The sequence below is a fragment of the Ideonella paludis genome (assembly GCF_018069865.1).
Lineage (GTDB): Bacteria > Pseudomonadota > Gammaproteobacteria > Burkholderiales > Burkholderiaceae_C > Ideonella > Ideonella paludis.
On sequence record NZ_JAGQDG010000008.1, the window covers coordinates 22,456 to 41,376 of the forward strand.

The following is an 18,921-nucleotide window of genomic DNA, read 5'->3' on the forward strand; positions in this document are numbered from 1 at the left end:
GGCTACAGCGGCTTCAACCCTTCTCCACGCAAGCCCACCAACAAGGCTTTGCCCTTGGCGTCGACACGGAACTCGCCAAAGCGCGCGGCGGCCCAGCGCTCGGCTTCGCCCTCCTTGAAATAGAAGGCGTCGGTCACCAAGATCCAGCGGCCATTCTTGGGCACGAGTTGGATGGCGACTTCGTCGGCTGCCAGGGCTTGGCCCTGGTCTGGGCCTTGAGCGCTGAGGATGCCTTGGGCGTCGCGCTTGAAGACCATGCGCGGGTGCTCGAAGTTGAAGGCTTCGCGCTCCATGTCCAGCTCGGGGGCGTTGGCACTGAAGCGAGGCAGGAAGTTCAGGGTCATGTAGTCGCCTTGCATCAGCGAGCGCGGGTCTGCCGGGGCCAAGGGCACGAACACGGCTTGGCCGTGTTGGATGAGCTGCTCTTTTTGCCAGATGCTGCCATTGGCGGCCACCAGCGTCAGCAGCAGGCTCAGCGCAATGCCCCAATGGGCACGACGGGATGTGCGCTGAGCGGAGCTTGCCGCTGCTGCTTCTGGTGAAGGTGCTGCGCGCTGGCTGCGCAAGCCCCACACGGCCAAGCCGGCCAACACGGCGGCGGCCATCACCAGGGCTGCGGCTTTGGTGGCCAAGGGCCAACTCAGCGCATAGTAGAAGGCGCCCAGAATCCACACGGCCGCCACCGCAGCCGCAGCGCCCAAGCGCCAACGCTGGGTGCCCACGCACAGGGCCAAGACCAGCCAACAGGCGCCCAGCGTGGGCATCATCCACGCCAGCGCCATCAGCACCAGCACCACGCCACCGCACCAGGCCTGGCGCAACACCGGCCAACGTTGGGCGAGCCACAGCCCGCCCAGCCCCGTCAGCACGGCAGACACCGCGTTGCTGAGGCCGAGGTAAAGCCAGGGCTCTTGGTGGCGGAGGGCCTCACCGGCCAAGTCTTGGGCAGCCGAGGCACCCAGGCTGGCACCGACCAGGAAGGTCATGCCGGCCCACCAAGCCAAACCTGCCAAGGTCGCCAACAGCCAGCCGCTGCCCACGGTTTCGGCCCAGGCGGCTGCGCGGGCTTGCGGGCCGGCGGGCGCTTGGCGCAGCAGGGCTGCCGCCAAGGCCAGCACGACGGCCAGCAGCAGGTGCAAGGTGAGCCAAGGCGACAGGCCAGCATCGCGGCGCTCCCAGCCCATATTGCTCATCAGCGCAAAGCCACCCAAGGCCGCGCTGGCGGCGCCCAGCAGGGCTCGCAGCCAAGTTTGCGGCAGCGTGGCAGACAACAGCAAGAGCAGGGGGCAGAGCACGGCGGCCGCACCTTGGGCGTCGTCCAGCTGCTCGGCCACCATCCAGGTGATCAGGCCCACGCCCGTCATCAAGCCCGGGATGGCCAATTGTTCTAAGAAGAGGGGAATCGCTTTGGAGCGCAGCATCACCACGGACCAGGCCAACAGCAGCGCGCCCACAAAGCCGGCCGTGCCGCTGTGCCGAAAGGCATCTCCCAACAAAAAGCCCACCACGATCAGCAAGGGCACGGCCGCCAGCCAGGCGCCTAAAGCGGTGAGCAGCACCACGGGCCAAGGGCGGCTGTCGGTGTCCAGCGGCGCCAAGGTGTTGGGCAGCAGGCCCTCGGCCTGGGCGGCGGCCAGCGCCGCGTCAAGACGGGTCGTGCTCATGCGCTGGCTCCTTGAGTGGCGGTGTGCTGCCGATGGCAACGCAAGATGAGGGAGACCGTCCCCGCCAACAGGCCTGCGGCGCAAATGCCCAGCAGGAACAGCGCACCCACCCAATCGCTGCTGTGGCCGCTGAAGAGCGCGTCGCCCAAGCCAAAGACCAAGAGCACATTCAGGCCCAGGGCTGCCACGCTGAGTGCAAACACATCAAAGAAGCGGGCTTGTGTCAGCAGGGCCGCAGCAGCGCCTAGCATCATCAGGCCGACTGCATAGAGGGCGGAGGCTTCGCGGCTGAACAAGCCGCCCAGGGCGGTCAGGGTCAAGGTGATGGCCGCCAGGGTCAGCCCCAGCCGGAAGGCCCACACCCCGGCGCCGGTCCAGCGGCTCAGGCTGGGGCTGAGGGCTGCGCACAGGGCCAGCGCACCCGCCCAGGCGGTGAAATGCACACCCAGGTCGGTGCGCTCCACCCGCCACGAGTGGTCGGTGTGGGCATGGACCCAGAGCGACAGTGCGGTCATCACCACCAGGGCCCAGGGTGTCCAGGTGATGTCGCTGCGGGTGCCCAAGCACAGCGGCAGCGTCAGCGCCGCCCACACCGCGAAGAGCTGCCAGGGGTCGGCGCCGGTTTGATAGGTCTGGCCAAAATAGGCGAACAAGCCACCGGTGGCCAGCAAGGCCAGCAGGCTCAGCGGCGCGCGCCACACAGGCCGCAGCCACGCGCCCAGGCTCATGGCCACGATCACCCCTTCGAGCAGCGCAAAGCGACCGAAGCGCCCCAGAGTGTCCCAGTTGGCGGCCAGCCACAAGATCAGGCCGAAGCCGCCCAGTGCTGCGGCCAGCACGGCCACGCCCCGCGCGACGCGCTGTGCCAGTCGCTCAGGCGTGTGCTGCAAGCCTGCCAAGGTCTCCAACCGCCGGGCGCCTTCGGCACTTAAGCCGTGGCGGGCGCTCAACTCATACAAGGCCAATCTCAAGTCCATCCCCAACTCCTCTGGTGTGGGTCAGCATGGTAGTCGGCGGCCTGCACAAGTTTCGGTGGTGAGTTGGGGATGGCCGGGGATGCGACCGGACGTCTCGGCTGGCGATACTTGAGCTTTGGGGCTTGCAGTTCGTCGGCCAACACGGCATCTGACCCCTCAAAAACCCCCAATCGTCACGACTGCCTGCCAAATTCGTCGCGCTTCACCTACAGTCCGTGGCCTTAAGCCTGGCTTCAGGCGTGGCGGTCTGCGTGTTGTGGCCGACCTCAAGAGTTCAGAGGAGATATCTGTATGCCCGCGTCCCTATACACCCCCGCACCGTCAGCACAGCGCACGGTCTTGGCCTTGGCGGCTTTGCTGCTGCTCGGCGGCCTTGCAGCTTGCGGGGGCGGCGGCAAAGATGGCCCGGCTGCAGCGTCTGCAGCCACGGCGGCGTCTGCGGCTGCGAAAGCGCCGGTGGAGCTGTTGGTGTCGCCCGAAGACATCCTGACCGTGGGCCAGGCCGGTGCGGCGGGCCGAGGTGCCTTGATAACCGGCGCCATCGTGCCTGAGAAGCGGGCCGACGTGCGGGCCGAGCTGGGCGCGGTGGTGCAGCAGGTGCTTAAGGAGAACGGAGACACCGTGCAGCGCGGCGATGTGCTGGTGAAGTTGGACGAGTCGACGGTGCGTGACAGCCTGAATGCCGCTGAAGAATCGCTGCGCGCGGCCACCTTGTCGTTTGAGCAAAGCGAGCGCCAGCTGCAACGCGTCAAGTCCTTGCAAGCCCAAGGCATGGTGTCGCAGCAGGCCGCTGAAGACGCTGAAGTCCGCCGCAACAATGCCAACAGCGATGTGCTGGCCGCCAAAGCCCGGGTGGTCAATGCCCGCCAGCAATTGCAACGCACGGAAGTGCGTGCGCCGTTTGATGGCGTGGTGGTGGAGCGCAAGGTCTCGGTGGGTGACACCGTGCAGGTGGGTCGTGAGTTGCTCAAGGTGATGGACCCGCGCACCTTGCGCCTGGAAGGCCGGATCTCGGCGGACCAACTGCGCGAAGTGCGTGTGGGGCAAAGTGTGCGCTTCAGCCTGAATGGCTATGGCGCACAGCGCTTTGAAGGCCGGGTGCAGCGCGTGGACGCCGTGGCCAATGCCAGCACCCGCCAGGTGGAAGTGGTGGTGGCCTTGGTGGGCGAGGCGCCGACGGTGGCCGGCCTGTTCGCCGAAGGCGAGGTGCTGACCCAAGCCGAAGCCGCCCAAGGCAAGCTGGTGCTGCCGCAAGGCGCCGTGCAACCCCTGGAAGGCAAGCAGATGGTCTGGCGCTTGGGCGCCGACAACAAGCTGCAACGAGTGGAAGTGACCTTGGGCGAGCTGGACCCGCGCCACGGCTGGTGGCCGGTGAAGACCGGGGTGCAAGCCGGTGACCGCTTGCTGCGCAACCCCACTGCGTCCTTGAGCCCGGGTCAGCCCTTCCGCCTAGGGGGGGCGGGTGCTGCGGTGGTCAGCGCCCCAGCCTCCGGGGCCAAGGCCGGCGCACAGGCCGCATCGGCAGCTTCGGCTCAGTAAGGACAGCCCACCATGTTCTTATCCAATTTCAGTGTGAAGCAGCCGATCGCCACGATCGTGCTCATCATCTCCTTGATGGCGATGGGCCTGTTGGCGCTGTCCAAGCTCAAGGTCAACCAAAACCCCGATGTCACGCCGCCCGTGTTGGTGGTGGTGATCAGCTACCCCGGGGCTTCGCCCGAATCGGTGGAGCGCGAAATCATCAATCGCTTGGAGAAGTCTTTTCAGACCATCCCTGGCGTGGACGAGGTCAACTCCACGGCAAAAGAAGGCAATGCTGAGCTGGTGCTGCAGTTCCAGTTTGGCAAGAACATGATCGAGGCCGGTGACGAGGTGCGCAATGCCATTGCCTCGGTGCGGCACAAGCTGCCGGTGGAGATGCGCGAACCCAACCTCTTCCGCTGGCAGATGTCGGACGAGCCCATCGTGCAGGTGGCGCTGTCGTCGGCCAACCAAACCCATGCCCAACTCTCTCGGCTGGCCGAAGACCAACTGGCGGACCGCTTCCGGGCCATCAAGGGCGTGTCGTCGGTGGAGGTCGGTGGGGCGCTGCGTCGTGAGCTGTCGGTGCTGCTGCATGCCGGCAAATTGAGGGAGTTTGGCGTCTCGGTCACCGAGGTGGTCAACGCCCTGCGCACGCAGAACACCACCTCACCGGTGGGCAAGGTCAAAGGCCCCTTGGAAGACCAGAGCATTCGCTTGGTGGGGCGTGTTGAGAGCCCGGCGGAGTTTGAGCAGATTGTGGTGCGCCGCAGTGGTGATCAACTCGTCCGCCTGGGCCAAGTGGCCACGGTGCAAGACGGTTTTGCCGAGCGCGCCAGCCTGTCCTATCGCAACGGCGGCCCCAATGTGGCCATCTTCATCAAGCGGGCGCGCGATGCTTCCACGGTGACGGTGGCCAGCGATGTGCGCAAGGAAGTGGAGGAGATCCGCAAGACTTTGCCCAAGGGCACGACGCTGGAAGTCACGCGCGACGGCGGCAAAGAGGCTGAGAACAGCCTGAACAACGTGATTCACGCCCTGGTGTTTGGCGCGGGCCTGACCATCTTTGTGGTCTATGCCTTCCTGAACTCTTGGCGCTCCACGCTCATCACCGCCTTGTCTCTGCCCACGTCGGTGTTGGCGGCTTTCATTGCGGTGTGGTTGTGCGGCTTCACGCTCAACTTCATGAGCTTGCTGGGCCTGTCCCTGGCCATTGGGGTGCTGATCGACGACGCCATCGTGGTGCGCGAGAACATCGTGCGGCACATGGAAATGGGCGCTGACAGGCGCACCGCAGCGCTCAACGGCACGGCCGAAATTGGCTTGGCCGTGACGGCCACGACCTTGTCCATCGTCGCTGTGTTTGTGCCGGTGGCCTTCATGGGTGGCGGTGCGGGCGAGTGGTTCCGCCCCTTCGGCTTGACCGTGGTGGCTTCTGTGCTGGTGAGCTTGCTGATCAGCTTCACCCTGGACCCGATGCTGTCGGCCTTCTGGGGCGACCCTCCGGGCCACCACCATGCGCCCAAGCGCGGCATCTCTTTGGTGCTGAAGCGCTTTAACGACTGGTTCGACGCGCAAGCGGATGCCTATGGCCGAGTGATCGCGTGGGCCTTGCACCATCGCCGTTGGATGGGGTTCTTTGCCGTGCTGAGCTTTGTGGCGGCGATTGGCCTGCAGTCCAAGTTTGGCGGCACCAGCTTTCTGCCCAGCGGCGACTGGGGCACCCTGGCCATTGAGGTGCGCACACCCGCCAGCGCCAGCCTGGAATATGCCCGCCTGAAGATGGAGGCCGCCGCCGCAGTGGCGCGCCAGATGCCCGAGACCAAGGCCACCAACAGTTGGATCAACCCGACGGGCGGCCGTATCTATGTGGACATTGGCAAGAGCACCGAGCGCAAGCGCTCGGGCCAAGACATCGCACAGGACTTGCGCAAGCGCGTGGCCCAGTTGGTCGGCGCAGAGTATGTGGTCTTGGACGACCTGAACAACGGCGCGCAAAAGCCGGTGCAGGTCCGCTTCACCGGGCCAGACTCGCGCAAGCTGGTGGAGATCACCAGCGACTTCATGGACAAACTGCGCAAGGTTCCCGGCGCGGTCGATGTCGGCTTGTCTCAGCAAGACCCGCAGTCCGAGCTGCAGATTGAGCTCAACCGCAGCCTGGCCAATTCCATGGGCATCTCGGTGAGCGACACGGCCAGTGCGCTGCGCGTGGCTTTTGCCGGCGTCGAAGTGGGGGACTGGGTGGACCCACAGGGCGAGACCCGCGACGTGGCGGTGCGCCTGCACCCCGCCGAGCGTGTTGAGGCGTCCAACATTGAGCGTTTGCCCATCACCGTGGCGGGCACTGGCATGCAGGTGCCGCTGGAGCAAATCGCCAAGATCAGCACCGGCAAAGGCCCGGCGCGCATTGAGCACCGCGATGGCAAACGTGTCATCACCGTGTCGGCCAATGCGCAGGGCCGCTCGCCCGGTGAGGTCACCAGCGATGCGCTCAAACTGGCCAAGAGCATGACCTTCCCCGAGGGCTATGGCATTGAGTTGGGCGGCGCGTCCAAAGACCAGCAAGAGGTCTTCTCAGAGATGGGCATTGCCTTGGTTTCGGGCATTGCGCTGATGTACTTCATCTTGGTGATTCAGTTCGGCAGCTTCACCGCACCCTTGGGCGTGATGCTCTCGCAGCCGCTGTCCCTCATTGGGGTGGTGCTGGCGCTGCTGATGACCAAGGGCACGCTGAACTTGATGAGCTTCATCGGCATCATCATGCTGGCGGGCTTGGTGGCCAAGAATGCCATCCTGCTGCTGGACGCCGCACGCCAAGAAGAAGCCAAGGGTGTGCCGCGTGAAGAGGCTTTGATGCATGCGGGGCGCAAGCGCTTCCGTCCCATCTTGATGACCACCTTTGCCCTGGTGGCCGGCATGCTGCCGGTGGCCATCGGCGTCGGTGAGGGCGGTGAGTTCTACCGTCCCATGGCCGTGGCCATCATCGGCGGCACCATCACCTCCACCTTCCTGACCCTGCTGATGGTGCCCAGCTTCTACGACAGCATCGAGATCGCGCGGGACCGCATGGCCGCCAAATACCGCCGCCGCAGCGAGCGCCGGGGTGGGGCCTTTGTGGCCTTCATCCAGACCTTCATCGAGGCGATCTTGACGCTGGTGTTGGTGCGCTTTGTGTGGCGCTGCTTGGTGTGGGTGTTCCTGCGCTTGCGGGGGCAGCGTTTGGCGGTCTGACGCATAGACAGATCATTCATCTGCCCTGAGAGCAAGCCCTCCTCTGTGAGGGCTTGTTTTCTTGTGAGTGAGCCCAGCGCTGCGCCCTGCTGAACAAGGGATTCCACCCGCGAAAACCGGCCTTCCAGGAATGAGACACTGAGGGCATGAACAAATTCACAGCGCTGGATGACATGGCGCTTTTTGTGGCGGTGGCCCAAGCGGGCAGCCTGAACAAGGCGAGTACCCAGACGGGTGTGCCATTGGCCACGCTGTCGCGGCGCATTGCGCAGATGGAGCAGCGCTTGGCGGTGCGCTTGTTTGAGCGCAGCACCCGCCGCCTGACGCTGACGGCAGCGGCCCAGCGCTTCTACGAGCGTTGTGAGCCGGTGGTGGCGCAAGCGCTCTTGGCCGAAGAAGCCTTGCGCGAGACTGCCGAACGCCCCGAAGGCCATGTGCGCGTGACCATGCCGGTGGACTTTGGGCAGTTCTGGGTGGCGCCCTTGGTGCCGGAGTTCCTGGCCCGCTTTCCGGGCATCAGCCTGGATTTGGATTTATCGGCCCAGGTGGTGGACCTGCGTGCAGAAGCTGTGGATGTGGCGCTGCGCTTGGGCACCGTGAGGGGCGAGCAGTTGGTGGTGCGTCGGCTGGGCAGGGTGGAGCAGGCCTTGTTTGCCTCACCGCAGTACTTGGCTCGTGCAGGGCGGCCCAAGCAACCGGCCGACCTCTCCGCTCATCAAGCGCTGGTGTTGGGCAGCGCGCAACGCAGCAGCCGCTGGCGCCTGAGCCAAGGCAAAGAGGTGGTGGAGGTGCCGGTGCGCGGGCCACTGGGGCTGAACAATATTGGCATGGTGCAGCGCCTGACCGAGCAAGGTCTGGGGGTGGCCATGCTGCCGCCGCAACAGGTGCGCGACAGCGTGCTCGCCGGTCGCCTGGAGCCGGTGCTGCCGGCTTGGGCCGCCCCCAGCTTGCCCCTGCAGGCCGTCACCACCACGCGTTTGGTGTCGGCCGCGGTGCGGGCTTGGTTGGATTTTCTGGCGCAGCGCCTGTCTCTGGATTAAGGGTTTGTCAAGTCGGCGGGCGTGGTGGGGCGCTGTTGCAGCCCTTGCCAGCGCACGCACACTGAGCTTTTCATTGTCCAGAGGTTTGCTCCATGTCTTTTCGTCGAATGCTGGCTGTGGTCGTGCTGGGTGCAACGGCTCCCGTGTGGGCCCAAAGCTCCGCGCCCACAGCCGCTCAGCGCGCGCTGATCGACCTGCACTACAGCGCTTATGGCGTGGCAGGGGATGCCGCCAAGGTTTTTGCTCAAACCACCACGCCAGACTTTCAGTCTTGTGGTGCCAACGGCAGCGACTGCCAAGGCCGCGAGCCTTTGGCGGGGCAGTTGGGCGGCATCAAGAAAGGCCTGCCCGACATGAAGTGGGAGGTGTTGGAAGTGATCGCAGCGGGTGACCGCATCGTGGTGCGCGGCCAAGGCTCGGGCACACCGGCGGGCCCGTTCTTTGGCGTGCCTCACACCGGCCGCAGCTTCAAGGTGATGTCCATCGACATCCACACCTTGCGGGACGGTAAGATCGCCTACACCCACCATTTGGAAGACTGGGCCGGGGCGATCCGCCAACTCACCGGCCAATCGGGTCATTGAGTTCTCATCAGGTGCCGTGGGTGCGATGAGCCTCGGCACCGCCGTGCTCCCAGCGCAGCTCAGCCTGCGCTTGGCGCATCACCGACACCCCGCCCGTCAAGGCCAGGGCTGCCATGCCCGCTGCCACCGCCAGGTCTGGCCAGGCTTGTCCCGTGAGCATCACCAGCCCAGCGGCCACCAGCACGGCCACATTGCCAATCGCGTCATTGCGGGTGCACAGCCACACCGCGCGCATATTGGCGTCGCCCTCGCGGAAGGCGTAGAGCAGTGCGGCGACGCTGAGGTTGGCCGCGAGCGCCAGCGCGCCGATCAAGCCCATGCTGGCGGCCTCGGGTGTGCTGCCTTGCCACCACTGCCAGCCTGCGACCGCCAAGACGCCCAGGCCGTACAGGCCCATGCTCAGGCCTTTGAGCCACGCCGTGCGTGCCCGCCAAACGGCCGCCACGCCCAAGACCCACAGCGAGACACCGTAGTTGGCCGCATCCCCCATGAAGTCCGCTGCGTCCGCGAGCAGCGACACCGAACCTGTCAATCGGCTGCTGATGATCTCCACCACCGCCATGCCCAAGTTGATCAAAAGGGCTGCCCACAGCACGCGTCGATAACGGGGCGAGCTGGTGGCCGAAGGGGCATGGTCATGGTCACAGCAATGGCCGCTCATGGGTCTCTCCAAAGGGTTGATGCCTGCATTGGAAACGTTGAAGCCGCTGCAAGGTCAAGAGCGTCGGTAGCATGCGCGCATGAAGATCAGCGACCTGGCCCGTGCCACCGACACCCCCACCGAGACCATTCGCTACTACGAGCGCGAAGGGCTATTGCCTGCGCCTGCGCGGGGTGACAACAACTACCGGCGCTACAGCGCGGCGCATTTGCAGCGCCTGCAGGTGATACGCCGCAGCCGCGCGCTGGGGCTGAGCTTGGACGAGGTCCGGGCGCTCTTGGCGGTGATGGATGAGCCTGAGGCGTCTTGCGATCGGGTGAGCGCCTTGATTGACGCGCACCTGGGCCATGTGGCCGAGCGCTTGCGTGAGCTTGAAGCGCTGCAGCAGCAATTGCAAGCGTTGCAGGCCGCCTGCCATCACAGCGGGCCGGCGCAGGCGTGCGGGATATTGCAAGAGTTGTGGGCCGGAACCAGTTTGGCAACTGCGGCTGTGCGGGTGCATGGGCCGCAAGAGGAGGGCAGGCAGGGGTGATGCATCGCTTTCCCTGGGGATGTTGATGTGTGACCGTTTGGTAATAAAAAATACCACACAGTTCACATGGAGAACTTTGTAGTTCATACTCCGCTCCGTGACCTCGCCATTCGGGTGAGGTCTCCGGCGGTGAAGCCACGGTGCGTGGCGCTTCTGCTGCTCTGACATTCCCCTACCAACTGAGAGACACCATGAAGAAACTGATCATTGCTGCCGCCCTGTGCGCCTCTGCTGTGGCCGCCCAAGCCAAGGACATCGTGGACACCGCCGTCGCTGCGGGCTCCTTCAAGACATTGGCCACCGCGCTGCAGGCCGCTGGCTTGGTGGACACGCTCAAGGGCAAGGGCCCGTTCACCGTGTTCGCGCCTACCGACGAAGCCTTCGCCAAGATCCCCAAGGCGGACCTGGATGCCCTGCTCAAAGACAAGGCCAAGCTGACCGCTGTGCTGACCTACCACGTGGTCAGCGGCAAGGTGATGGCCAAGGACGTCAAGGCTGGCAAGGTCAAGACCGTGCAAGGCGGTGAGTTGACCCTGGCCACCACGGGTGGCGTCACCGTCAACGGCGCTAAAGTGATCAGCGCCGATGTGGTGGCCGACAACGGCGTGATCCACGTGATCGACACGGTGGTGCTGCCGAAGTAAGCGGGCGCGCAGGCAGGCCGCAGGGCTGAAGTTTGCCCCGCGGTCTGCGCCGCATGAATGCAAAGAGCGCTGACGTCAGCGCTCTTTGGCCGTCAGGCCCCTCAGCGCCGCCACCCCAACGGGAGGCGTGGCCTGCCAGGCGATGACATGGGTGTGTGCCGCCAAGCGGGTGCTGACGCGCAAGAGTTGCGCGCGCTCCCCGGCCAGCCGCTGCAGCAGCATGGGGTGGCGGCTGCCCGAGGCCAGCAAGCTGCGGTTGACCACCCAGGCCGACGGCTCAATCTGCGCACGGCGCAGGTCTTCTTGCAAGGCGGCCGCCTCAGAGACTGGGGTGGTCTCTGGCAAGGTCACTAGCACGATGTGGGTGTAGGCGGCGTCTTGCAGGCGCGTCAGCGGTGTCTTGAAGTGATGGCGCTGGTTGTCGGGCAGCCCAGCCACCACTTGGCGGTGGTAGGCACCGGTTGCATCCATCAGCAGCAAGGTGTGGCCAGTGGGGGCGGTGTCCAGCACCACAAAGGCACTGCGGGCCTCGGCCACCGTGCGCGAAAAGGCATGAAAGACCGCCACTTCCTCTGTGCAGGGCGAGCGCAGGTCTTCCAGCATCAGCGCTTGCTGCTCGGCGCTCAGTCCGGCAGCGCGGGTGGCCATCATCTTGTCGATATAACGTTCGGTTTCAAGCACTGGGTCAATACGGTCGACTTGCAAGCCTGGCACCTCGGCACCCAGCGTGGCCGTCAGGTGGGCGGCGGGGTCGGTGGTGCTCAGGTGCACGCTCTTGCCCCGGTCGGCCAAAGCCACGGCCAAGGCGGCGGCCACGGTGGTTTTGCCGACGCCGCCCTTGCCCATCACCATCACCAAAGCATGGTCTTGCTGGGCCAAGCGGTCGACCAAGTCGCACAAGTCTTCGGTGCCGTGCACAGGCTCCAGCGCTCCTTGGGTGGTGGGCGGCAGTGGCGCGTCGTCTTGCAGCAAGGCCCGAAGCGCGGGCAGGCCCACCATATCAAAAGGTTTGAGCGGCAGGTCGTCGCGCGGTAAGAGCTTGAGGGCCTGCGGCATATCCGCCAGTGCTTGGGCTTGCTGGCACTGCAACGCAGCGGCTACAGCATCGCCTTGCGGGTCCGCCATGAAGCGGCCATTCACCGCCAGCCACAAGTGGCTCAAACCCAGGCCTTGCAACTCATGATGGGTACGAGCGGCTTCCTTGAGGGCGGATGCATCTGCGCGAGTCACCAAGACCAAGCGCGTGCGCTCTGGTGCGGCCAAGGCCTGCATAGCCGCCCGAAAGCGCGCCTCTTGCATCTTGAGGCCGGAGTGCGGGCCTAGGCAGGACGCACCGCGGTCATTGCCTTCCAGAAAGCCGCTCCAGGCTTTGGGCAGGCTCAGCAGACGCAGCGTGTGGCCGGTGGGCGCGGTGTCAAAGACGATGTGGTCGTACTCGGGCAGTGGGTCGGCCAGCAGGGCAACAAACTCATCAAACGCCGCAATCTCGGTGGTGCAGGCGCCTGAGAGCTGCTCGTGCACGGTGCGGCGCTCTTCCAGTGTGCTTCGCTCCGACATCTGCGCCAGCACCCGGTCCCGATAGGCTTCTGCTGCCCGCTCAGGGTCGATGTTTAGCGCCCACAAGGTCCTCACCCCCGGCACCGCCTGCGGCTTGGCCTTGAGCGGCAAGCCCAGCATTTCATCCAAGTTGGAGGCCGGGTCCGTGCTGACAATCAACACCCGCCGCCCGGCATCCGCCAGCGCAATGGCGCTCGCGCAGGCCAGCGAGGTCTTGCCCACGCCGCCCTTGCCGGTGAAGAACAAAAAGCGTGGGGGCTGTTGCAACAGGCCCAGCGATGAAGTGGTGGTGTTCATCGCTTGATTGTGCGGCGGCGCTGCAGGCGCCGTCTGTGCGCTAGCGCAAGGGCTGCAGGGCGAGAGACTGGAACCTACCCCACACGCCGCCAATGCATGACCCAGTCGTGCTCCCAAGTTTGGCCGCCGTCGGCCGAATAGACCTGGCGCCAGCGGCATTGGTCAGGGCCTATTTGGTCCCAGATGCCCATGGAGTGAATGAGCTTGCCGCTGTCTTCATAGGTGCTGGTGAACAGCCCAACCCCGTTTTCAAAGCTGCCCAATTGCCCGGGCGTGGTGAGCACACCGCTCTTGGCATTGACCCAGTGGTCTGACCATTGGCGCTTCTCGACATCCAGCATGCGCAAGCCCATGCCGCTGAAGTCGCGGGCCGGGATCAGCAGCTCTTCCACGCTGCCGATGCCGCCCAAGATGCTGACGCAGCGGGCCTCGCCGTCAAAGCGATCCCAACCGGTGCTGCGCCGCTTTAAGTTGCGGATGCGCCAACGGCCGTCGAGAAATGCAAAGTCGCCGGGCTGGCCCGGCGTGGGCGTGGCGGGGCGTGCCGGCACCGGGCTGAAGCGCTTCGGCTCGGCGTTGATCATGTCGTCGTCAGGCATGGTGCGGTGGTGCTCCTTCAAAACAGAGGCGGCGCCTGCCAGGGGGGCGGCTGCCAGCGTGGCCGAGCCGGCGATCAAGCAGTCACGTCGAGTCAGCGTCATGGTGGCGGCGTCCTGGGCAGAGGTTGAGGATCAGGGTCTGCATGATGGGCCTTTAAACATGACATCGAATGTCATCTAATCGAGGCCATGCGTTCCAGTCGATTGCTTTCCATCTTGTTGAGGTTGCAGATGCGCGGGCGCTGCACGGCGGCCGACCTGGCGGCCGAGTTCGAGGTCGCCGTCCGCACCATCTATCGAGACCTGGACGCGCTCAGCGCCGCCGGTGTGCCGGTTCATGCTGAGAGGGGTCGGGGCGGTGGCATGGTGTTGGCGCGGGGCTGGCGCACCTCGCTCACCGGCCTGACCGAGCAAGAGGCCCGCAGCCTGCCGTTGGCGGGTTTGGCGGACGCCATGCGCGACCTGGGCTGGGGCGTCGAAGCCGCCGATGTGCAGCTCAAGCTGTTGGCCAGCTTGCCCCCCGATGCGGCGGCGGATGCGGGGCGCATTGCCGAGCGATTTCATGTGGACCCACTGCCGTGGTATCACCGCCCCGAGGCGCTGCCGCACTTGCCGGAGTTGGCGCAGGCGGTGTGGGAAGCGCGCCGCGTGCGCGTGGCCTATGAAAGCTGGACCGACCTCACGGAGCGCACACTCTCGCCGCTGGGCCTCGTGCTCAAAGGCGGGCTGTGGTACCTCGTGGCCTGTGCGGAGGGGCGCGGCAAAGCCGGCGCGGTGCGCACCTACCGCGTCAGCGGCATCGTGAGCTTACGGGTGCTGAGCACGGCCGCTCAGCGCCCTGCAGGCTTTGTGTTGGCGGCGCATTGGCCGGCCTCGGTGGCCGAATTTGAAGCGCGCCTGATGTCCGGCCGGGCCACGGTGCGGCTCTCGCCCGCGGGCTTGGAAATCTTGCGCGCCACCCAGCCGGCCGTCGCGGCTTGGGCTGTGCGCACAGCAACCCACACTGAAGGCTCTGCGTCAGCCAGCGGTTGGATCACGGCCGAGCTGCCCACCGAGACCGAGGCCTATGCAGCGCGGCAGCTCCTGCGCTTAGGCACCGAGGTGGAAGTACTGGCGCCAGCGTCCTTGCGAGCCGCCGTGGCCCAAGAGGCGGCGGCGGTGGCCCGCCTCTACCGAGCCTCTCGGCGCCAGGCAAGGTCTGGATGAACAATCACTTCACCGCATCCATCACCTGCTTGACCAGCGCCTGCGGCTGATACCCCAGCTTGGAAGGCGTGAGCCCCAAGCGCACCACGATGAGTTGCTTGGAGGGGATGACGGCGATGTACTGGCCGTCATGGCCGCGCATCCACCAGGTGTCCGCGGGCAGGCCTGCGGCGACGTCGGGGTCTTGGCCTTCGGGGGTGGCGCCTTGCGGGCCATGCAGCCACAGATGCCCTTGGCCGTAGCTGCCGGGCTTGGCGGCAGAGGCTGCGGTCATCCGCGCCACAAAGCCCTCCGGCAAGAGGCGTTGGCCCATCCACACGCCATCGTTCAGCAGGAACAGGGCGAGCCGAGCCCAGTCTTTGGCCGTGGCATACAGATAGGATGAGCCGACAGGGGTGCCGCGTGCGTCGCTCTCCAGCGTGGCACTGCGCATGCCCAAAGGCGCAAAGAGCAGGCGCCGGGCGTCGGTGTTGGCGCCTTGGGTCCACCAACGCGACAGCAGCAGCGAACTGCCACTGGCATAGTTGAACTGCGTGCCCGGTGGATGCAGCAGGGGCTGCTGCGCCGCAAAGGCCGCCATATCAGGCTCCAGATAGAGCATGCGCGTGACATCGGAGACGCTGCCATAGCTCTCGTCGAACTTCAGGCCGCTGGACATGGCCAGCAGTTGCGAGGCGGTGATGGCGGCACGTGGGTCGCTGCTCTCCCACCCGAGGGCGGGGGCCAGCGGGCGCTCTAGCGTCAAGCCGCCCTCGTGCAAGCGGCGGCCGATCAGTGTGGCCGTAGCGGTTTTGGTCATGGACCAGCCTAGCAGTGGGGTGTCTGGGCCAAAGCCTGGGCCATAGGTCTCGCCCACGATCTGGCCTTTATGCACCACCACCACCGCCCGCATGCCCGGCCCTTGTAGGGCGGATTGGTTGACGAGTGCAGCCAATTGGCCGCCCGTCGGCGCCGCGTCGACCTGCGGCCAATTCGGTGGTGGCGCATGGGGCGCCGGTGCGGGGGGCATGGGTGGAGGGGCGGACGCGGTTTGCTCAATGGCTGGGGCTGCCGCCCGCGCCGCTGCCAAGTCACCGTCGGGCACCACGGCACAGCCATGTCCTGGCCGGTGCAGCGCCAAGCCTTTGCCCACCACGCCCAACAAGGCGGCGTGGACTTCGCCGCGTTCGCGGTCGACGGTGACGCGCATGTATTTCAACAGCGGGTGTCCGTGGTTTTGAACGTCATCACGCAGCACGGCCTGCGCGTCGCGCTGGGCCAAGAAGACGTTGGAGCAGACGATCTTGGCGGCATAGCTGGCGCCCACGCGCAAGATCGCGGGCGGGTTCAGCCAGAGCCACAGCAGCGCCAAGATGAGCAGGCCCAAGAGGCCCAGCGCCACGCGCTTGATCCACAGGCGTGCCATGTTTAAGCGCCTCCCATCGGGCTGCATAGCTCCACCAAGCAGCCGTCGGGGCAGCGCAGGTAGGACACCGTCTGGCCCCACGGCCGCTCGGTGGGCGGGCACAACTCCTGTGCGCCAGCGGCCAGCGCTCGGGCATGGGCCGCCACCACGGCGGTGGTCACCAAGCCAATCTCCATGCCCAAGGGTTGGGGCGAACGGTGGGCCTCCACATGGCCGCCGGGGAAGTTGTGTTCGCCCAAAGCATGATCGGCAAAGGCCAAGGTGGTGGCCCCGGTCTCCAACTCGCCGTAGGTACCGCTCTCATGCAAAAAGCGGCGGTGCAGGCCAAAGGCGCGCTCAAAAAAGTCGAGCGAGGCTGCGACATCGGGCACATAGAGGATGGTGTAGCCAAGCTTCATGGGCATCCTTATCAGGCAAGGGATAGCAGCGACGGGGACGGGACGGTCTCAGGCCAGGCGCTGCAACTCGTCCAAGGTGTTGGCGTTGAAGAATGCGTCGGCATCCTCAAACACCACCGTGGCACAGCGATGCTGGGCGGTCCAGCGGTCGATTTTGCGCTCTCCAGCGGCCGTGGCTTTGACCAAGCTTTCCATCAAGCTGGCCTTCATCAAACAGAACACCGGCTGCACCTGCAGGCGCAGCGCGCCGTCCGGCCCTGGCTCGCGGGTGGCGGCCATCGCCACGTCAGCGTCTTCGGCCAACAGGGCTTGGCCCAGGCGTTCCACCAGGTCGAGCGGGAAGTGCGGCGTGTCGCAGGGCACCGTCACCAGATAGGGGGTTTCGCAGTGCTCCAAGCCGGCCAGGAAGCCGGCCAAGGGGCCGGGGTAGTCAGCCAGCGCGTCGGGCCAAACGGGCACCCCAAAGGACTCATAGGCCCCGAGGTTTCGGTTGGCATTGATCATCACTTCGCCCACCTGCAGGCCCAGGCGCATCAAGGCATGCAGGGCCAGGGCTTGGCCGCGGTGTTTTTGCAGGCCTTTGTCGACGCCGCCCATGCGGCTGCCACGGCCACCGGCCAAGACCAAGCCGGTGATGTCAGAGGGAGAAAGTGCGGTACTCATGGGCGGCATGATGCCGCGTTTTCAGTCCAGCTGCGTCTCGCCAAACACAAAAGACGCGGTCTGGATGAGCCCATCCTCCACCACGTAGATGCAGACCAGCTCGATGCTGCCAGGGCCTTCCGGAAAGGTGCGGGTCACGACCTCATGGTCGATCACCACATTCGCAGCCACCGAGCGCTGCAGCAGCTTGGCATGCAGATTGGGCTCAGCAAAGCGGGGCTCGGTGCGGGCGCGGATCTCGTCGCGGCCCATGGCCAGCAAGGTGGCCGGGTGCTCGTACTGGCGGGCTTCTGGCGCATAGGTGGCCAGCCACGCGTCCAGGTCCTTGGCGTTGTAGGCATCCAACTGGCGCTGGACGACGGCTGCTGGGCTGGTGTCTGCTGACATGGGCACTCCAAAACTCGAGTCAGGTCAGACAGTGTGACATGCTTCTAGCCGACGTCTCAGGTGAGGCAGGTCTGCCACTTAGGGATGCCGTTAGCTTTGGCCTTGTCGTAGCGGCTTGCTCGCTTTGGTTAGTAGGGCTCGGGGGGGGGGCGGGGCAGGTCACGACCTCTTGCGCACGAGGCCTACCTTTGCGCCACTGCGAGCAGTGCCTTCGGGTTAGAACTCGCAATGGCCAGCAAGGTGCGAGCTGCACCGCTTGGCTGTTTGCGCCCTTGCTCCCAACCCTGTAGGGTACGAACAGACACGCCCATCAGTGAGGCAAACTGCGACTGAGAAAGCCCAGTTTTTTTCCGCGCCTCAATGACAGGCGACGACACAACACGGACTTGCCCCGCCTTCATTTCGTTGATGGACTGCAGAAGCTCAGCAGCAAGATCTCGTTTGGATTCGTAAGCGGTCAGTTCCGCATCTGTCAGGGGTTTACGCTTCGAGGGCACGGCGAATCTCCTTTAACTTTGGGCCGGTCAGGTTGTCTGTTTTTGACTTCGCATAGAGCGTGAGCAAGACAACTTCACCATGTTCCGTCCGAGTGAAGTAGATCACTCGCACGCCACCAGACTTGCCCGAACCTGCGCGACCCCAGCGCACTTTTCGAATGCCGCCGGATTCGGGCACGACGTCTCCGGCAGTAGGGTGCTCAGCAATGTAGGCCGCAAACACGCCACGCTCTTCCTCTGTCCAATAGAGCGGCCACTGCCGTTGGAAGAGTAGGGTTTCGACGACAGTGAGCATTGCTGGACTATACGCCTTGGGCGTACAAATTCCCAGGGCCAAAGTTCACGAGGCGGGATCGGTCGGGGCTGGAACTCGTTCAAAGCTAGACCTGAAGCAGCCTCAACGCATCCCCCGTCCAAGCCTGTGTGTCGCTGATCATCAGCGGCCCACTCTCCCCGATCCCAGCGCCCCACGCCGCCAGTCTGGAGCCTCGGATCAATCTACGGTGGCAACTCCCGCCATCTCAAGCTCACCGGGAATATCTAACAAACGGCTAGGTAGCGGCTTCGCGCTACCTAGCCTTCATCGGCAGGGATCATGCAAATGAAAATTTATTCCACGAAATCTATGTTTGTCATTTTTTGGATCGTGACATTCCAAAAAAAGCACCAATCCAATACAGAGGAGTCATCAGAAGTGGGGTTAGGACGGGTCCTATATCCGTGTCCCCACCACTTTCCCAAACACCTATTTCATTGAGGGTTGCCATGATTGCATTCATGGCTATGGCCGGTAGAAAACCATAAAAGCTATACACCACTAAAGTTCCAATGACACCACCATGTCGTATTGGGCTCTTGGTTCTGTAGCCGAGGTAACAAGCCAGACCTGCAGCAGCAAAAACAGTTAACCATGAAACCAACATTTTTGGGTCGTGCATCACCTTCCCTTCAATTTTTTGCGTGGCAAATGCTCCTGTCGCCCGGGTCGCCCGAGAAGCCCTGTTCCCTGCAACAGGCGGAGCGCGGTGTCACCAAATGCTGATCAATATTGACCTATT

Annotated in this window: 19 protein-coding genes; 7 read left to right on the top strand and 12 right to left on the bottom strand. The window is 64.8% G+C overall.

Annotated features, from left to right (window positions below; genetic code table 11):
* Positions 1-2 precede the first annotated feature (2 nt).
* Entirely contained in the window at positions 3-1,664 is a 1,662-nt protein-coding gene (locus KAK11_RS18645; RefSeq protein WP_210810879.1) for a GDYXXLXY domain-containing protein, read from the bottom strand.
* The gene (locus KAK11_RS18650) at positions 1,661-2,641 is read right to left on the bottom strand and encodes a DUF2157 domain-containing protein (RefSeq protein WP_210810881.1); all 981 of its coding nucleotides are present in this window, start codon (positions 2,639-2,641) and stop codon (positions 1,661-1,663) included. Before KAK11_RS18650 ends, KAK11_RS18645 begins: the two co-directional genes overlap by 4 nt.
* 291 nt (positions 2,642-2,932) lie before the next feature.
* On the opposite strand from KAK11_RS18650, the gene KAK11_RS18655 reads away from it, so the two are divergent.
* The 4 genes from KAK11_RS18655 (at position 2,933) to KAK11_RS18670 (ending at position 9,017) form a co-directional block, all read left to right on the top strand.
* Entirely contained in the window at positions 2,933-4,180 is a 1,248-nt protein-coding gene (locus tag KAK11_RS18655) for an efflux RND transporter periplasmic adaptor subunit (protein ID WP_210810882.1), read from the top strand.
* A 12-nt stretch (positions 4,181-4,192) separates the two neighbouring features.
* Positions 4,193-7,393, top strand: a complete 3,201-nt coding sequence (locus KAK11_RS18660; protein WP_210810883.1) for an efflux RND transporter permease subunit — start codon at positions 4,193-4,195, stop codon at positions 7,391-7,393.
* Positions 7,394-7,539: 146 nt separating this feature from the next.
* Entirely contained in the window at positions 7,540-8,433 is an 894-nt protein-coding gene (locus KAK11_RS18665; protein ID WP_210810885.1) for a LysR family transcriptional regulator, read from the top strand.
* Between the two features lie 92 nt (positions 8,434-8,525).
* The gene (locus KAK11_RS18670; RefSeq protein WP_210810886.1) at positions 8,526-9,017 is read left to right on the top strand and encodes an ester cyclase; all 492 of its coding nucleotides are present in this window, start codon (positions 8,526-8,528) and stop codon (positions 9,015-9,017) included.
* 7 nt (positions 9,018-9,024) lie between these two features.
* Here KAK11_RS18670 and KAK11_RS18675 read toward each other — a convergent pair whose 3' ends face one another.
* Positions 9,025-9,678 (bottom strand): cation efflux transmembrane domain-containing protein, encoded by a 654-nt coding sequence (locus KAK11_RS18675; RefSeq protein ID WP_210810888.1) that lies wholly within the window; start codon positions 9,676-9,678, stop codon positions 9,025-9,027.
* Between the two features lie 79 nt (positions 9,679-9,757).
* Between KAK11_RS18675 and KAK11_RS18680 the strand changes: the two genes are divergently transcribed.
* Both KAK11_RS18680 and KAK11_RS18685 read left to right on the top strand, forming a co-directional pair.
* A complete protein-coding gene (locus KAK11_RS18680; protein ID WP_210810889.1) occupies positions 9,758-10,210 on the top strand; it encodes a MerR family transcriptional regulator in 453 nt (150 codons plus the stop codon).
* Positions 10,211-10,401: 191 nt separating this feature from the next.
* Positions 10,402-10,854 (top strand): fasciclin domain-containing protein, encoded by a 453-nt coding sequence (locus tag KAK11_RS18685; RefSeq protein ID WP_210810890.1) that lies wholly within the window; start codon positions 10,402-10,404, stop codon positions 10,852-10,854.
* A 75-nt stretch (positions 10,855-10,929) separates the two neighbouring features.
* Here the strand turns inward: KAK11_RS18685 and arsA are convergent, their stop codons facing one another.
* Both arsA and KAK11_RS18695 read right to left on the bottom strand, forming a co-directional pair.
* On the bottom strand, positions 10,930-12,708 hold the full coding sequence (gene arsA, locus KAK11_RS18690; RefSeq protein ID WP_310737833.1) for an arsenical pump-driving ATPase: 1,779 nt from the start codon (positions 12,706-12,708) through the stop codon (positions 10,930-10,932).
* A gap of 74 nt (positions 12,709-12,782) precedes the next feature.
* A complete protein-coding gene (locus KAK11_RS18695) occupies positions 12,783-13,409 on the bottom strand; it encodes a hypothetical protein (protein WP_210810891.1) in 627 nt (208 codons plus the stop codon).
* Positions 13,410-13,496: 87 nt separating this feature from the next.
* Between KAK11_RS18695 and KAK11_RS18700 the strand changes: the two genes are divergently transcribed.
* Positions 13,497-14,513, top strand: coding sequence for a helix-turn-helix transcriptional regulator (locus tag KAK11_RS18700; protein WP_210810895.1), 1,017 nt, complete (start codon positions 13,497-13,499; stop codon positions 14,511-14,513).
* A 4-nt stretch (positions 14,514-14,517) separates the two neighbouring features.
* Here KAK11_RS18700 and KAK11_RS18705 read toward each other — a convergent pair whose 3' ends face one another.
* The 7 genes from KAK11_RS18705 to KAK11_RS18735 form a co-directional block, all read right to left on the bottom strand.
* A complete protein-coding gene (locus tag KAK11_RS18705; RefSeq protein WP_210810896.1) occupies positions 14,518-15,918 on the bottom strand; it encodes a serine hydrolase domain-containing protein in 1,401 nt (466 codons plus the stop codon).
* A 2-nt stretch (positions 15,919-15,920) separates the two neighbouring features.
* Complete coding sequence (locus KAK11_RS18710; RefSeq protein ID WP_210810900.1) at positions 15,921-16,316, bottom strand: VOC family protein; 396 nt, start codon at positions 16,314-16,316, stop codon at positions 15,921-15,923.
* A gap of 48 nt (positions 16,317-16,364) precedes the next feature.
* Entirely contained in the window at positions 16,365-16,979 is a 615-nt protein-coding gene (gene mobA, locus KAK11_RS18715) for a molybdenum cofactor guanylyltransferase MobA (protein WP_210810901.1), read from the bottom strand.
* A 21-nt stretch (positions 16,980-17,000) separates the two neighbouring features.
* Positions 17,001-17,366: a nuclear transport factor 2 family protein gene (locus KAK11_RS18720; RefSeq protein WP_210810902.1), complete on the bottom strand. Its 366-nt coding sequence runs from the start codon at positions 17,364-17,366 to the stop codon at positions 17,001-17,003.
* 182 nt (positions 17,367-17,548) lie between these two features.
* Positions 17,549-17,863 carry a helix-turn-helix domain-containing protein gene (locus KAK11_RS18725; RefSeq protein WP_210810903.1) on the bottom strand — a complete coding sequence of 105 codons (315 nt, stop codon included), beginning with the start codon at positions 17,861-17,863 and terminating at the stop codon, positions 17,549-17,551.
* Complete coding sequence (locus tag KAK11_RS18730; protein WP_210810904.1) at positions 17,847-18,158, bottom strand: type II toxin-antitoxin system RelE/ParE family toxin; 312 nt, start codon at positions 18,156-18,158, stop codon at positions 17,847-17,849. Before KAK11_RS18730 ends, KAK11_RS18725 begins: the two co-directional genes overlap by 17 nt.
* Before the next feature lie 337 nt (positions 18,159-18,495).
* The gene (locus KAK11_RS18735) at positions 18,496-18,801 is read right to left on the bottom strand and encodes a hypothetical protein (RefSeq protein WP_210810905.1); all 306 of its coding nucleotides are present in this window, start codon (positions 18,799-18,801) and stop codon (positions 18,496-18,498) included.
* Between the last annotated feature and the right edge of the window lie 120 nt (positions 18,802-18,921).

Bases quoted from the DNA above. Each gene is read 5' to 3' on its own strand.
- KAK11_RS18645 (WP_210810879.1), bottom strand. From the start codon at position 1,664: ATGAGCACGACCCGTCTTGACGCGGCGCTGGCCGCCGCCCAGGCCGAG.
- KAK11_RS18650 (WP_210810881.1), bottom strand. From the start codon at position 2,641: ATGGACTTGAGATTGGCCTTGTATGAGTTGAGCGCCCGCCACGGCTTA.
- KAK11_RS18655 (WP_210810882.1), top strand. From the start codon at position 2,933: ATGCCCGCGTCCCTATACACCCCCGCACCGTCAGCACAGCGCACGGTC.
- KAK11_RS18660 (WP_210810883.1), top strand. From the start codon at position 4,193: ATGTTCTTATCCAATTTCAGTGTGAAGCAGCCGATCGCCACGATCGTG.
- KAK11_RS18665 (WP_210810885.1), top strand. From the start codon at position 7,540: ATGAACAAATTCACAGCGCTGGATGACATGGCGCTTTTTGTGGCGGTG.
- KAK11_RS18670 (WP_210810886.1), top strand. From the start codon at position 8,526: ATGTCTTTTCGTCGAATGCTGGCTGTGGTCGTGCTGGGTGCAACGGCT.
- KAK11_RS18675 (WP_210810888.1), bottom strand. From the start codon at position 9,678: ATGAGCGGCCATTGCTGTGACCATGACCATGCCCCTTCGGCCACCAGC.
- KAK11_RS18680 (WP_210810889.1), top strand. From the start codon at position 9,758: ATGAAGATCAGCGACCTGGCCCGTGCCACCGACACCCCCACCGAGACC.
- KAK11_RS18685 (WP_210810890.1), top strand. From the start codon at position 10,402: ATGAAGAAACTGATCATTGCTGCCGCCCTGTGCGCCTCTGCTGTGGCC.
- arsA (WP_310737833.1), bottom strand. From the start codon at position 12,708: ATGAACACCACCACTTCATCGCTGGGCCTGTTGCAACAGCCCCCACGC.
- KAK11_RS18695 (WP_210810891.1), bottom strand. From the start codon at position 13,409: ATGACGCTGACTCGACGTGACTGCTTGATCGCCGGCTCGGCCACGCTG.
- KAK11_RS18700 (WP_210810895.1), top strand. From the start codon at position 13,497: ATGCGTTCCAGTCGATTGCTTTCCATCTTGTTGAGGTTGCAGATGCGC.
- KAK11_RS18705 (WP_210810896.1), bottom strand. From the start codon at position 15,918: ATGGCACGCCTGTGGATCAAGCGCGTGGCGCTGGGCCTCTTGGGCCTG.
- KAK11_RS18710 (WP_210810900.1), bottom strand. From the start codon at position 16,316: ATGAAGCTTGGCTACACCATCCTCTATGTGCCCGATGTCGCAGCCTCG.
- mobA (WP_210810901.1), bottom strand. From the start codon at position 16,979: ATGAGTACCGCACTTTCTCCCTCTGACATCACCGGCTTGGTCTTGGCC.
- KAK11_RS18720 (WP_210810902.1), bottom strand. From the start codon at position 17,366: ATGTCAGCAGACACCAGCCCAGCAGCCGTCGTCCAGCGCCAGTTGGAT.
- KAK11_RS18730 (WP_210810904.1), bottom strand. From the start codon at position 18,158: ATGCTCACTGTCGTCGAAACCCTACTCTTCCAACGGCAGTGGCCGCTC.
- KAK11_RS18735 (WP_210810905.1), bottom strand. From the start codon at position 18,801: ATGCACGACCCAAAAATGTTGGTTTCATGGTTAACTGTTTTTGCTGCT.